Genomic DNA, 13,448 nt, shown 5'->3' on the forward strand with positions numbered 1-13,448 from the left:
TACTCTCTATCCGTCGTCCCGGCCAAGCCAACGGGTTGGCGCGAAGCGCCGCCCGATGACAGGCTCCGCGCGAGCCGGGGCCCATAACCACCGATGCTAGTCTTGCGAAGGCTGGGGCCCCAGCTTTCGCTAGCAACACACATCGGTGGTTATGGGTCCCTGCTTTCGCAGGGACGACGAATTACTTGTGGCTTGCACCTGCTCTCGATGGCAGCAAGTTCAAACTTGGAAACCGGAGACAGTCATGGTTTCTCTGATCAAGCCAGGCGCAAGTCTGCTGCAGGTCGACGGTCCCGTGATCGAGACCGCGCGGCTCATCCTGCGGCCGTGGCGCGCATCGGATATTACTGCGAACACGCGGATGCTGTCCGATCCCGAGACGGCGCGCTTCATCACGCCGGATCACCAGCCGGTCACGTCTGAGCTGAAGGGCTCGCGCAATGCCGCCGTCATCTCGGGCCACTGGGCGCTGCACGGCTTCGGCATGTTCGCGGTGGAGGAGAAATCTTCCAGCCGCTACATCGGCCGCGTCGGCCCGTATTATCCGCCGGAATGGCCCGGCTTCGAGGTCGGCTGGGGCATCGCCAAAGAGCATCGCGGCAAGGGCTATGCGGTGGAAGCGGCGCGTGCCGCGATCGACTTTGTGTTCGCGAACTTCACGGTCGACCGCATTATCCATTGCATCGATCCGGCCAACGCAGCTTCCCAGGCCGTGGCGCGGCGGCTAGGTGCCGTGAATGAGGGGCCGGGCCAGCTCGAGGGTGATGTCGTCGACATCTGGGGGACGTCGCGTCAACGCTGGCAGCGCGAGCCATCTTGAAAAACCACGTCCGACCGACGATTGTCCGGCGATGACATCGGCTGCTTCACATTGGCCTGCACTTGAACTCTGCCTGCGCAGCGCCAGCGTGGCGCTGCTGCTGGTGCTTGCCGCCTTGCTGCTGACTGATTTTCGTAAGGCGCTTTCCGGGCGCCTTGCGGCCGCTTTCGCGCTCGGTTCGGCCGCGCATGCGGTGACCGCGTCGATCGGTGCCGGGCCGCCGGTCTCGGACTGGCATGCGCCACTGATCGCGCTCTCGACCGGCGATATCGTGGTGTTCTGGCTGTTCACGCGCGCGCTGTTCGATGACGCGTTTCAGCTGCGCTGGTGGCACGGCCTGATCTGGGCCGCGGTCGTGGCCTACAGCTTCGTCAATTGCATGTGGATTGCACCCGCCGGTCACGCGCGGATCGCGATCATCATGGTCAATTCGCTCACGCTCGTCTTCGTTGCGCTCGCGGTGGCGCAAACCATCGGATCGTGGTCGGCGGATCTGGTCGAGCGTCGCCGACGTGTCCGCGTCTTCATCGTCGCCGCCTCTGCGCTGTACGGCGGAATGAACGCGCTGCTGCAGATTGCCTATGCCGGCAGCCGCGTGACCGTGGAATGGGCCAACCTGGTGAACGCGGCCGTGCTCACCGCCATCGTGGCCGCAATCACCTGGGCGATGATGCGCGTCGACGGCGCCGACCTGTTCACGGTGCCGGCGGAGGCCGTCGTGCCGACGAAGCCGGCCGCGGCCGAGGAGGCGGCCGACCGCAAGCTGATCGATGCCCTGATGCGGCTGATGGCGGACGAGCGGATCTACCGCCATGACAACGTCACCATCGGCGCGCTGGCGACCCGGTTGAAAATCCCTGAATATCGTCTCCGACGGCTGATCAACCAGCGGCTCGGCTACCGCAACTTCAATGTCTTCTTGAACAACCACCGGATCGAGGAGGCCAAGGCGGCGCTCGCCGATCCCTCCCAAGCCGAAGTCCCGGTCATCACCATCGCCATGGACGCCGGCTTCCAGTCGCTCGGCCCCTTCAACCGCGCCTTCAAGGCGACGACCGGCGTGACCCCGACAGAGTACCGGAAGCTGAAGGCAAGCGCGGTGTAGATGTCCTGCTTGCGGCGGATACCGCTGCACCCTCTCCCCTTGTGGGAGAGGGTGGATTCGATGCGGTAGCATCGAAGCCGGGTGAGGGGTTTGTCTCCTCGGATAGAGAGAGACCCCTCATCCGTCGCGGACTTCGGCCGCGCCACCTAAGAGGCGTCGCGATTACAGGCCCTTGTAATCGCTGTAGAATTCCAGAATCGACCAGTCGCCTCCAATCCTCGACCAGCCCGATTTCCAAATCCGGCGAGCGCTCTCTCGTCCCCGGCGGCCCGATCCGGCCACGCGCCCGTTGCGCCATGCCGGAGGATCCCGTGACCCGTCGAAAGCTCTTTCTCATTCTCGCCGCCACCACCGCCTTCGGTGCGTTGGCGCTGTCCGCCGCCCGCGCCCGCGATGTGCCTGAGGTCGCGACCGGCTTTGTCGCCAACGTGATCTGCTCGGAGACCTTCGTCAGCGGGCTCGACCCCAGGCGAAACCTGACCGAGACCACTGACGCGATGCCGGGGGCCGGCCTGATCACTTGGGCGATGGACACCGAGGTCGACCTCGACCGCAAGGACGTCACCGTGACGCTGTTCGGGCTTGGCCGCAGCCATGCGGTCTATCGCGAGGGCATGGGCTGCACGCTCGAACATGACGAGACGCTGGGCGAGACTGCGTTGCCGCCTTTGAGGCCGCAGGCCGCGCTGCTGCCCGAGATCGCCGGCCCCGCGCTCGTCGCGCCGCAAACCCCGCAGCTTGCGGCTGCGCTCGACCGCGCCTTTGCCGAGCCGGCCGAGCCGCCGTTCCGCCGCACCCGCGCTGTCGTCGTGATGAAGGACGGCCGCATCGTCGCCGAGCGCTACGCCGCCGGCGTTGGCACCGACACGCCGCTGCTCGGTTTCTCCGCGACCAAATCGGTGATCTCGGCGCTGATCGGAATCCTGGTGCGCGAGGGCAGGCTGACGCGCGACCAGCCGGTCCCAATCGCGGCCTGGCGGAATCCTGACGATCCGCGCCACGCGATCACGGTCGACGAGCTGTTGCGCCACACCGCGGGCCTCGCACTCGGCAGTTCGCTGCAGGCGTCGCTGGCATCCGTGCTCGAGCCGGTCAACCGCATGAAGTTCATGGAATCGGATATGGCCGCCTTCGCCGAGAGCGCTCCGCTGGAGAGCGCGCCCGGCCGGGTCTGGAACTATCACGACGGCAACTACCTGATCCTCTCGCACCTGATCCGCAACGCCGCCGGCGGGCATGCGACTGATGTGATGCGCTTCGCGCGTGAGGAGCTGTTCGGACCGCTCGGCATGCGCAATGTCGTGATGCAGTTCGATGCTGCGGGCACGCCGGAAGGATCGGGCGCGATGATGGCGAGCGCGCGCGACTGGGCGCGCTTGGGTCAGCTCTATCTCAATAACGGCGTGGCCGGCGGCAAGCGTATCCTGCCCGAGGGCTGGGTGAAATACTCGGCATCGCCGACGCCGAATGCCTTGGTCGGCTATGGCGCGGGCTTCTGGACCAATCTCGGCGACAGCTTTGGCGCTCGCTTCCGTGTCGAGCACGGCTGGCCGCGCGATGCCTTCTTCGCCAAGGGCACGATCGGGCAATATGTGATTATCGTGCCGTCGCAGCACCTCGTCATCGTCCGCCTCGGCCGCTCGCCGAACATGCCGCCCGAGGCGGACGGCGTGTTCGATCTGGTCCGTGACGTCGTCACAGCGACGTCTGCAAGTGCGCGGCTCGCGGGCGGCAATTGACCGGCATGTCACACAACACCCGCGCGATCGTGAATTGAATCTCGGCCTCCGGAATTTTCTGATGCTGTGGCGCATCTCGCGAGGAGGCGCGCCATAGTTTCTTGAAGCACGCGTCAACCGGAGACCATCATGCCGAAAGCCTACTGGATCGTGCACGTCACGGTTCACGATGAAGCGCGCTATCCCGAATATCTCGCCGCCGCGATGCCGGTGTTCGAAAAGTACGGCGCCAATTTCATCGTGCGCAACGGCCCCTATGACGTGATGGAAGGCGCAACGCGCCAGCGCAACTTCGTCATCGAATTCAGGGACCGCGCCACTGCGATGGAATGCTACACCTGCCCGGAATATCAGGCCGCGAAGGTGATCCGGCAGAAATATTCAGAGGGGGATTTTGTGATTATCGATGGAGCGGAGTAGGACGCGCCGTCATTCCAGGGCATGCGAAGCATGAGCCCGGAATCCATTTCGCCACGCGGGCGATGACACCGCGCTGTTTGACTTCTTGAATTACGACGCATCCCCGCCGTCGTCGTCCCGGCGAAGGCCGGGACCCATTACCCCAAATGAGACTTGTTGCGCGACGCTGGGGCCACGATCCCCTTCATGATCAAATGCGGTGGTTATCGGTCCTGGCTTTCGCCAGGACGACAGCTGTGGGCGTGGCGTGCAGCCTGCGCCTCGACGGCCTGCTTACTGCCTTCCCAGCTGCGTCGCCTTCTCCACGCGATCGAAGCGCTCCAGCGTCAGGATGGCGTCGGCGAGCTGGTCGGCGCGCTTGTCGAGCACCGGGCGAGCCAGCGTCAGGAATTTCTGCTGCATCGCCTTTGCGTCGGGGAACGAGGTCGGCTCGCCGGAGGGATCGGCATAGAGGCGCTCATGGGTGCCGTCATCTGTCGTGATCGAGACGCGGGCGCCGAACGGATGGGTGCGGCCGACCTCGAGCCGGTCGTCCTGCACCACGTCGAACTTGTCGGCGAGCGCGTCGATGGCCTTGTCGCCCAGCCGGTCGTAATCGTCCCAGCCGAAATGGCCCTGGTCGAGCGCGATCGCGCCGGTGAAGAACATCGAGAACTGGCCGCCGACCACCGAGGTCGGGTGGCGCTTGGTGGCGGCGTCGCCGGTCAGCGTGATGCCGTTGCGGTGCAGACCGATTTCGACCTTCCTGATCTGGTCCGGCGTCAGATTGTGCTCGCGCCGCATCGCGATCAGCGCGTCGATCGCGGCGTGGGTGTAGCGGCAGCTCGGATACGGCTTCACGCCGATCTTCAGCGTCTCATAGGTGTGGCCCAAGTCCGCCACCGCCTTGTCCGGATGCGCATCGTCGCTGTAGCCGACCAGCAGGCCGTGCTTGCCTTCGACCGACTCGCTCGAGCCGATGAAGTCGTTGCGCGCCAGGGTCGCGGCGATCACGCCGTTCATCGCGGCGGCACCGACCTGGTAGCGCTTGTTCCAGGCGCCGTTGACCAAAAATTGCAGCGAGCCCGCGGCCTGGCTGCCGGAGACGCCGAACGCGGAAACGATCTGCTCCTTCGACAGGCCGAACAGCTTGGCCGCCGCCGCGGCAGCGCCATAGGTGCCGGCGGTCGCGGTCGGATGGAAGCCGCGGGCGTAATGCGAGGTCGGGTCGAGTGCGTTGCCGAGCCGGCAGCACACTTCATAGCCGGCGACGATCGCGGTCAGCACGTCGCGGCCGGAGGCGCCGACCATCTCGCCGACCGCAAACGCGGCGGGCACCACCGGTGCGCTCGGATGCAGCGAGGAATCGGCATGGGTGTCGTCGAAGTCGAGCGAATGGCCGAGCGCGCCGTTGAGCAGCGCCGCGACCGCCGGGGTCCAGGTCTTGGTGTCGCCGAATACGGTGGCCTCGCCCTTGCCGTCGAGCGCCAGCGCCTCCAGCATCTTCATCAGCGACGGCGTCGATTCCGCATCGCGCCGGGCGCGGATGGTGCTGCCGAGGAAATCCAGCGTCAAAACCTTGGCGCGCTCCAGCACCTCCGGCGGAATGTCGGAATATTTCAGGTCGGCGACATAGGCGGCGAGCGTTGCGGTTTCGTGGGCCATCGTGTTTCCTCAATTTTGCGGCGCAGGGTAGGCGGGCAGGTCAGGCCTTTCAAGCCACCTTGCCGCCGCGGGCAGCTGCCATGCTCCAGATCGGTTAGCTTCAGGTCGGTTAGCTTCAAGTCATGTAACACGGGCCTTTCCTTTGATTGCGGATCACGGTGCATGAGGACCTTCGCAAAACGCATGTTCGACCAGCTCTGGGCTCGCAAGACGCAGCTGGCGCTGGCGGTCCGGATCGCGTCCGCCGGCGTGGCGGCCTATACCATCGCGCTGGCGCTCAACCTGATGCTGCCGCTCTGGGCGGTGCTGACCTCGCTGATCGTGACCCAGATGAGCGTCGGCCGCTCGCTGAAGGCCAGCCGCGACTACATGCTCGGCACTATCGGCGGCGCCGTCTATGGCGGCGCGATCGCGGTGTTGATCCCGCATTCCGGCGAGGGCAGCCTGCTGGCGCTGCTGGTGCTGGCGATCGTGCCGCTGGCCTTCATCGCCGCGCTCAATCCGAGCCTGAACTCGGCGACGGTGACGGCGGTGATCGTGTTGCTGCTGCCGACGATGCATCACTCCAACCCGCTGGACTCCGCGATCGACCGCGTCCTCGAGGTGACGGTCGGCGCGCTCACCGGGCTTCTGATCTCGTTCCTGGTGCTGCCGTCGCGCGCGATCAGCCAGATCAGGGTCAACGGATCGAAGCTGCTGGAACTGCTGTCGGCGGCGTTCGCCGAATTGCTCGCCGGCCTGACCCGCGGCCTCGACAACGACGCGCTGCACCGGATCCAGGACGGCATCGGCACCGCGGTGACCAATCTGCACGCGACCGGCCTCGAGGCCGAGCGCGAGCGCTCCATGCATCTGTCATCAGGACCGGACACCGGCCCGTTGCTACGGACAATCCAGCGGCTGCGGCACGACGTCGTGATGATCGGGCGGGCCTGCGTGGTGCCGCTGCCGGCCGATATCCAGGCGAGGCTGGCGCGCCCATTGGCAGACGTCAGCAAGGCGATCGTGACTTACATGGTGGCGGTCGCGACCGCTCTGCGCGCCGGCAGCGGCCCGGCCGACATGGCGCCGGTCGATGCGGCGCTGCACGCCTATAGCGAGGAGGTCGCCGCGGTGCGCAGGGATGGCCTGATCCGCGGCCTGCCGGTCGATGCCGCCGAGCGCTTCTACGCGCTCGGCTTCTCGCTCGACCAGATGCGGCAGAATCTCAACGACCTCAAGCGCTGCCACGGCAATTGGTGCACCAACGCCGACGCCTCCGAGAAGATCGTCGCCGACACGCCGGAGAAGAGCGCGGCTTGAGATCGAGTACTACTTCAGCGTCCGGCCTTGCGCAGCATCGCGGGCACGATCAGGCGATGGAACGGCAGGATCACCGCGAGATAGGCGCGCCCGAACCAGTTGTGGGTGAGCACCAGCGTGGTCGCGGTAATGCTGCGCACAGCTCCCGCGGAGGCGACGTCGACGACGAGCCGGAAGTCGAGATGCTTGTCGTTGAATCCCGCGACCAGCCGCTCCGGCGTCTCGCTGACCACCGGAAAGATGCCGATCATATCGCGTGTCGCGCCGTCGGCTGCGCCCGAGGTTTTCAGGCCAAGCGGCGCGACGATGAAATTACGCAGGGCAAGCAGCCATTCGATCCAGCGCGGCTGCCGCGCCACCATCGCCTCGGCGGCGTGCCGCGCATCGAGGTCGGGGCGCGCGGTCGCGATGCGGAACGCGTCGACGAACTGCGCGCCGGCGAGCAGCGCGGCGGAATCCACGTTCGGCGTGACCTCGTCGACCCTCATTTGCCCAGTCTGCGTGCCAGCAGGCGGAAACGCAAGACAAGGAGGGTCGCATAGACCGCCGTCCCGAGCGACAGCCCGATCCAGACACCGGCGGCGTCGAGCTTGACCCAGAAGGCGAGCGCGGAGGCCGACGCGAAGCCGATCAGCCAATAGCTGATGACGGCAAACAGCAGCGGCACCTGGGTGTCGTTCATGCCGCGCAGCGCGCCCGCGGTGGTGGTCTGGATGCCGTCGGCGATGAAGAAGGTCGCGCCAATCAACAGCAGCGCCGCGGTGAGCTGCGCGGTGGTATCGGAGGCCTCGCCGAGGAACAGCGCCGCGATCTCGAAGCGGGCCAGGATCACCGCGAACGTCATGATGCTCATGAAGATGCCGCTGAGCGCGATCGCGACAAAGCCGGCGCGCTGCACCGCGTCGGTATCGCGGCGGCCGACGGCCTGACCGACCCGCACGGTAGCGGCCATGCTGACGCCGAACGGCACCATGAACAGGATCGCCGCGATCTGCAGCGCGATCTGGTGCGCGGCCAGCGCCGTGGTGCTGATCAGCCCCATCAGCAGGCCGGCCGCGCCGAACAGGCCGTACTCCAGCAGGAAAGCGATCGAGATCGGCGCGCCGACGGCGACCAGCTTGCCCATCAGCGGCCAGTCGATGCGCCAGACGCGGCTGAATACGTGGTACTTGCGGAACGGGCGGCGGCGCGCCGCGAACCACACGCCGGCAAGGAAGGTGCCGAGATTGACGATCGTGGTCGCAAGCCCGGCGCCGAACATGCCGAGTTCGGGCATGCCCCATTTGCCGTAGAGCAACAGGTAGACCATCAGCGCATTGGCCGGGATCGCCGCGAGCGTGATCCATAGCACCGGCTCCGGCCGGTTCACCGCGCTCATGAAGCCGCGGAGCGCGATGAACCACAGCGCCGGCAGGATGCCCCAGGCGAGACCGAACAGATATTGCTGCGCCAGATGCGCGGTGGCCTGGGTCTGGCCGAGCATAAGCAGGATGCGCTCGCCCTGGAACGGCAGCGCCATCAGCGGCAGCACCATGAAGAAGCCGGCCCACAGGCCGACGCGGAGCGCGCGCCGCATCACGCGCGGGTTGCGCGCGCCGAACGCCTGCGCGGCCAGGGGCGAGACCGCCGACATCATGCCCATGCCAATGGTGAAGCTGACGAAATACACGGTGTGCGCCAGCGCCGCGGCGGCGACGTTTTCGCTGCCGAGCCGGCCGATGAAGGCGAGATCGGTCGTCATCATCGCGATCTGCCCGAGCTGCGTCAGCGCGAGCGGCACCGCGAGCTTCAGCGTTTCCGCGAGCTCGGCCGTGAACAGGTTGCGAGGGACGACAACGGCCGCGTTCGGCGCGGCCGGGTCGATCTTGTCGATGCAGGTCATGACGGCACGCTTAGCACGGCAAACCGGCCGGAAGGATGGCCAAGCTGCCGCAGGGAATCACGATCGCGCGGGAATCCGCTTGATCTTGGCGCCGAGGGCGTTGAGCCGCTCATCGATCCGCTCATAGCCGCGCTCGATCTGGTCGGCGTTGTTGATTGTGGAGGTGCCCTCGGCACACACCGCGGCCAGCAGCATCGCCATACCGGCCCGGATGTCGGGCGAGTTCATCGGCGCGCCGCGCAGCCGGCTGGGGCCGGCGACGATCGCGCGGTGCGGGTCGCACAGCACGATGCGGCCACCCATCGCGATCAGGTTGTCGACGAAGAACATCCGGGATTCGAACATCTTCTCGTGCATCAGGATGACACCGTCGCACTGCGTCGCGGTGACGATCGCGATCGACATCAGGTCGGCCGGGAAGGCCGGCCAGGGCTGGTCCTCAAGCTTCGGCACATGGCCGCCGAAATCGTCCTGGATCTTCATGGTCTGGCCGGACGGTACGACGAGGTCGTCGCCCTCGACGCCGCAGACGATGCCGAGCCGCTCAAAACCCATCCGGATCGAGCGCAGATGCTCGACGCCGGCGCGCGCGATGCGCAGCGGCGAGCGGGTCACCGCGGCGAGCCCGATCAACGATCCGACCTCGATATGGTCGGGCTGGATCGCGAAAGTCGTGCTGCCGAGCGTTGTCGGCCCGTGCACGATGATGGTGTTGGTGCCGACGCCTTCGATCCTGGCGCCGAGCGCGATCAGGAAATTGGCGAGGTCCTGCACATGCGGCTCGGAGGCGGCGTTGCGCAGATAGGTGGTGCCGCGGGCGGCGACCGCGGCGACCAGCGCGTTCTCCGTCGCGGTGACGCTGGGCTCGTCGAGGAACACGTCGGCGCCCTTCAGCCGCGTGGCGCGGAATTCGAGCCGGTGCGTCGCGGTGACGGTGGCGCCGAGCTGCTCGAAGGCCAGGAAGTGCGTGTCGAGCCGGCGGCGGCCGATCACGTCGCCGCCGGGCGGCGGCAGCGCGACCTCGCCGCAGCGGGCGAGCAGCGGGCCTGCGAGCAGAATCGAGGCGCGAATGCGCGCGCACAGCGCCGGATCGAGATCGGCGGCGCGGATCTCCCTGGCATGAATCTGCAGGGTGTTGCGTTCGGTCCATTCGGCGGTGGCGCCGACCGAGCGGCACAATTCGACCAGCGTTTCGGTGTCGCGGATGCGCGGCACGTTGGTCAGCGTGACCGGGTGCTCGGTGAGCAGTGCCGCGGCGATGATCGGCAGCGCGGAGTTCTTGTTGCCCGACGGCTCGATGGTGCCCGAAAGGCGGCGGCCGCCTTCGACGATGTATTGGATCGGCGGCACGCGGAATGTCCCCTAACGCATCATTCAGACTGGGCCATTGGAAATTCCGCAACGGAATCAACGGCCGTCCGGCACCGTAACACAACTGGCGGCGCAGCTTCCACACGAAAGGTAGCGCCGCGACGGCGCCGAAAAGCGCACACCCGCTTGGCCGTGCGCGGAACCTAGATGTCGATGGTTGCGCTGAGCGAATTGTCCTGGATGAACTCGCGGCGCGGCTCGACCACGTCGCCCATCAGCTTGGTGAAGATATCGTCGGCCTCGTCGACCTCCTTGATCTTCACCTGCAGCAGCGAGCGCGCCTCGGTGTCCAGCGTGGTCTCCCAGAGCTGCTCCGGGTTCATCTCGCCGAGACCTTTGTAGCGCTGCAGCGAGATGCCCTTGCGGGCGGCGTCGGTCACCGCCTCGAACAGGTCGATCGGGCCGTGGATGATCTGCTCGGCATCCTTGCGCCGCAGCTTGCCCGCGCGCACGTAGATCTCTTGCAGTTCGGTCGCATACTCATCGAGCTTGCGGGCGTCGGCCGAGCCGAGAAAGGCGTCGTCGATCACGGCGAATTCCCTGACCCCGCGCACGGTGCGTTCGAACTGGAACCCCTGGCCCTCCGTGAAGGTGCCGATCCAGCCGCGCTCGACTTCTTCGGCCACGGCGTCCAGCCGCTTGGCGATGTATTCGGCCGCCGAATTAGCGGTGGCGATATCGCTCGTGATCCTGGGATTGAGCACGCCCGCGATCGCGGCCTGCTCGATGACGGCGCGATTATAGCGGCTATGCAGGTTGCGCAGCACCGAGCGGATGACCCGGGCGTCTTCGACCAGCGACAGCAGATCACGGCCCGAGCGGTCGTCGCCGGAGGCCGGCTTGAAGACGCATTCGTCGAGTCCGGTCGAGATCAGGTAGTCCTCGAGGGCGCGCTCGTCCTTCAGGTATTGCTCGGACTTGCCGCGCGAGACCTTATAGAGCGGCGGCTGTGCGATATAGAGATAACCGCCATCGATGATCGAGCGCATCTGACGATAGAAGAAGGTCAGCAGCAGCGTGCGGATATGGGCGCCGTCGACGTCGGCGTCGGTCATCACGATGATCTTGTGATAGCGCAGCTTGTCGACCGAGAAATCGTCGCTGATGCCGGTGCCGAGCGCGGTGATCAGCGTGCCGATCTGCTCGGACGACAGCATCTTGTCGGGACGGACGCGCTCGACATTGAGGATCTTGCCGCGCAGCGGCAGCACCGCCTGGAATTCGCGGTTACGGCCCTGCTTGGCGCTGCCGCCTGCCGAGTCGCCCTCGACGATGAACAGTTCGGATTTGGCCGGGTCCTTCTCCTGGCAGTCGGCGAGCTTGCCGGGCAGCGAGGAGACGCTGAGCGGATTCTTGCGGGTCAGCTCGCGGGCCTTGCGCGCAGCCTCGCGGGCCGCGGCGGCCTGGATCACCTTGCCGACGATCTCCTTGGCTTCCTTCGGATTCTCCTCGAACCAGGCGGCCAGCGCCTCGTTCAGGACGTTCTCGACCACCGGTCGAACCTCCGAGGACACCAGCTTGTCCTTGGTCTGCGACGAGAATTTCGGATCGGGCACCTTCACCGACAGCACCGCGGTGAGGCCTTCGCGGCAATCGTCGCCGGTCAGCGCGATCTTTTCCTTCTTCGCATTGGCCTCGGCATAGCCGTTGACCTGGCGCGTCAGCGCGCCGCGGAAGCCGGCCAGATGGGTGCCGCCGTCGCGCTGCGGGATGTTGTTGGTGAAGCACAGCACGTTCTCGTGGTAGCTGTCGTTCCACCACAGCGCCGCCTCGACGCCGATGCCGTTGGCTTCCGAACGCACCATGATCGGTGCCGGCACGATCGCCTTCTTGTTGCGGTCGAGATATTTGACGAATTCCTCGACGCCGCCGGAATAGTGCATCTCCTCGCGCTTCTCGACCGCGTGACGCATGTCGGAGAGCACGATGTTGACGCCGGAATTGAGGAAGGCGAGCTCGCGCAGCCGGTGCTCGAGCGTCGCGAAATCATATTCGATGTTCTTGAAGGTCTCGACCGAGGCGAGGAAGGTGACCTCGGTGCCGCGCTTGCCTGGGGCATCGCCGACCACTTTGAGCGGCGCCACGGCATCGCCGTGCGCGAATTCGATGTAGTGCTCCTTGTCGTCGCGCCAAATCCGCAGCGCGAGCTTGCTGGAGAGCGCGTTGACGACGGAGACGCCGACGCCGTGCAGGCCGCCGGAAACCTTGTAGGAGTTCTGGTCGAATTTTCCGCCGGCGTGCAGTTGGGTCATGATGACCTCGGCTGCCGAGACGCCCTCTTCCTTGTGGATGCCGACCGGTATGCCGCGTCCGTCGTCGTACACGGTGACGGAATTGTCGGCGTTGAGGGTGACCAGGACGCGGCTGGCATGGCCCGCCAGCGCCTCGTCGATGGCGTTGTCGACGACCTCGTAGACCATGTGGTGCAGGCCGGAACCGTCGTCGGTGTCGCCGATATACATGCCGGGGCGCTTGCGGACGGCGTCGAGGCCCTTCAGCACCCGGATCGATTCCGCGCCATATTCGGCCGGAACGGGATGCTCAGATTCGGCAGGGGTCTGCCGGGCAGGTTCAGTCATGTGAGGCCTTCGAGGATATCCGAATCAGCTGCGCAATATGAGGCGCTGATTCCGCTATTTGTGCCATGAAAGAGGGGTTGCGCCTAGCGCAAAGTCTCCATCTACAAACTATTGAATAAATAGGATTTTTTAGGCCTGTTTCAAGGCTTTCAAAGGCGGATTCCGAGGGCTTTGAAAAGCCCGATTCGGTGGCGGATTCGGAGCCCCTATCGAGGCCGATTCTGCGCCGCCAGAAACATGATGAGACCAAGCTGAATTGGAGCGACTTCGGAGGTTCGCTTCTCCCCGCTGGGCAGGGCGAACCGGGGCGAGGGATGCTCGCGTAATTTCGGAATATTAGAATATTGTTCCTGAGTTGCCCGACGTGTCAAGCCGCTTGGTCGAACGCCTGCCGCCGCTGGCCACTTTGCATGGGGTTGTTTTCGATATTTTGGCAATGCGCTCTGCGACGGCGCCATCGCTTCAGATTGCCCTAGACTAGAGCCTGTCTTCAGTTGAGGGATTCCCAAATCAGGGGATAAGTGATTCATGGGTGGTCGGCTTTTGGAGGGGCCGGCCGATGCGACGCTATGCATTGCGCGACGAC

10 protein-coding genes are annotated in these 13,448 nt (G+C 65.7%); 5 read left to right on the top strand and 5 right to left on the bottom strand.

The genetic code is table 11. The features are described 5' to 3' along the window. Positions 1-244: 244 nt before the first annotated feature. From ACZBJS_RS31710 to ACZBJS_RS31725, 4 genes are all read left to right on the top strand, one after another. Positions 245-820 (top strand): GNAT family N-acetyltransferase, encoded by a 576-nt coding sequence (locus ACZBJS_RS31710; protein WP_316395102.1) that lies wholly within the window; start codon positions 245-247, stop codon positions 818-820. A 31-nt stretch (positions 821-851) separates the two neighbouring features. Continuing rightward, on the top strand, positions 852-1,925 hold the full coding sequence (locus ACZBJS_RS31715) for a helix-turn-helix domain-containing protein (protein ID WP_463439724.1): 1,074 nt from the start codon (positions 852-854) through the stop codon (positions 1,923-1,925). 311 nt (positions 1,926-2,236) lie between these two features. Next, the gene (locus tag ACZBJS_RS31720) at positions 2,237-3,664 is read left to right on the top strand and encodes a serine hydrolase domain-containing protein (protein ID WP_463439725.1); all 1,428 of its coding nucleotides are present in this window, start codon (positions 2,237-2,239) and stop codon (positions 3,662-3,664) included. A gap of 129 nt (positions 3,665-3,793) precedes the next feature. Next, the gene (locus tag ACZBJS_RS31725; protein WP_316395106.1) at positions 3,794-4,084 is read left to right on the top strand and encodes a DUF1330 domain-containing protein; all 291 of its coding nucleotides are present in this window, start codon (positions 3,794-3,796) and stop codon (positions 4,082-4,084) included. A 273-nt stretch (positions 4,085-4,357) separates the two neighbouring features. On the opposite strand, the gene ACZBJS_RS31730 is transcribed toward ACZBJS_RS31725, so the two are convergent. Then, a complete protein-coding gene (locus ACZBJS_RS31730) occupies positions 4,358-5,728 on the bottom strand; it encodes an MmgE/PrpD family protein (RefSeq protein ID WP_057015325.1) in 1,371 nt (456 codons plus the stop codon). 162 nt (positions 5,729-5,890) lie between these two features. Between ACZBJS_RS31730 and ACZBJS_RS31735 the strand changes: the two genes are divergently transcribed. After that, entirely contained in the window at positions 5,891-7,030 is a 1,140-nt protein-coding gene (locus tag ACZBJS_RS31735) for an FUSC family protein (RefSeq protein ID WP_076824532.1), read from the top strand. 14 nt (positions 7,031-7,044) lie between these two features. Here ACZBJS_RS31735 and ACZBJS_RS31740 read toward each other — a convergent pair whose 3' ends face one another. The 4 genes from ACZBJS_RS31740 to gyrB form a co-directional block, all read right to left on the bottom strand. After that, entirely contained in the window at positions 7,045-7,518 is a 474-nt protein-coding gene (locus ACZBJS_RS31740) for a DUF2867 domain-containing protein (RefSeq protein ID WP_076824534.1), read from the bottom strand. Further along, on the bottom strand, positions 7,515-8,912 hold the full coding sequence (locus ACZBJS_RS31745) for an MATE family efflux transporter (protein ID WP_057015328.1): 1,398 nt from the start codon (positions 8,910-8,912) through the stop codon (positions 7,515-7,517). Before ACZBJS_RS31745 ends, ACZBJS_RS31740 begins: the two co-directional genes overlap by 4 nt. A gap of 57 nt (positions 8,913-8,969) precedes the next feature. Further along, on the bottom strand, positions 8,970-10,262 hold the full coding sequence (gene murA / locus ACZBJS_RS31750; protein WP_057015329.1) for a UDP-N-acetylglucosamine 1-carboxyvinyltransferase: 1,293 nt from the start codon (positions 10,260-10,262) through the stop codon (positions 8,970-8,972). A 164-nt stretch (positions 10,263-10,426) separates the two neighbouring features. Continuing rightward, positions 10,427-12,862, bottom strand: a complete 2,436-nt coding sequence (gene gyrB / locus ACZBJS_RS31755) for a DNA topoisomerase (ATP-hydrolyzing) subunit B (RefSeq protein WP_057015330.1) — start codon at positions 12,860-12,862, stop codon at positions 10,427-10,429. Between the last annotated feature and the right edge of the window lie 586 nt (positions 12,863-13,448).

This window comes from Bradyrhizobium sp. KZN70725, assembly GCF_055264925.1.

What these genes read in the sequence shown, in the direction of transcription:
- ACZBJS_RS31710 (WP_316395102.1), top strand. Translation starts at nt 245, where the DNA reads ATGGTTTCTCTGATCAAGCCAGGCGCAAGTCTGCTGCAGGTCGACGGT.
- ACZBJS_RS31740 (WP_076824534.1), bottom strand. Translation starts at nt 7,518, where the DNA reads ATGAGGGTCGACGAGGTCACGCCGAACGTGGATTCCGCCGCGCTGCTC.
- ACZBJS_RS31725 (WP_316395106.1), top strand. Translation starts at nt 3,794, where the DNA reads ATGCCGAAAGCCTACTGGATCGTGCACGTCACGGTTCACGATGAAGCG.
- ACZBJS_RS31715 (WP_463439724.1), top strand. Translation starts at nt 852, where the DNA reads ATGACATCGGCTGCTTCACATTGGCCTGCACTTGAACTCTGCCTGCGC.
- ACZBJS_RS31730 (WP_057015325.1), bottom strand. Translation starts at nt 5,728, where the DNA reads ATGGCCCACGAAACCGCAACGCTCGCCGCCTATGTCGCCGACCTGAAA.
- ACZBJS_RS31745 (WP_057015328.1), bottom strand. Translation starts at nt 8,912, where the DNA reads ATGACCTGCATCGACAAGATCGACCCGGCCGCGCCGAACGCGGCCGTT.
- ACZBJS_RS31735 (WP_076824532.1), top strand. Translation starts at nt 5,891, where the DNA reads ATGAGGACCTTCGCAAAACGCATGTTCGACCAGCTCTGGGCTCGCAAG.
- gyrB (WP_057015330.1), bottom strand. Translation starts at nt 12,862, where the DNA reads ATGACTGAACCTGCCCGGCAGACCCCTGCCGAATCTGAGCATCCCGTT.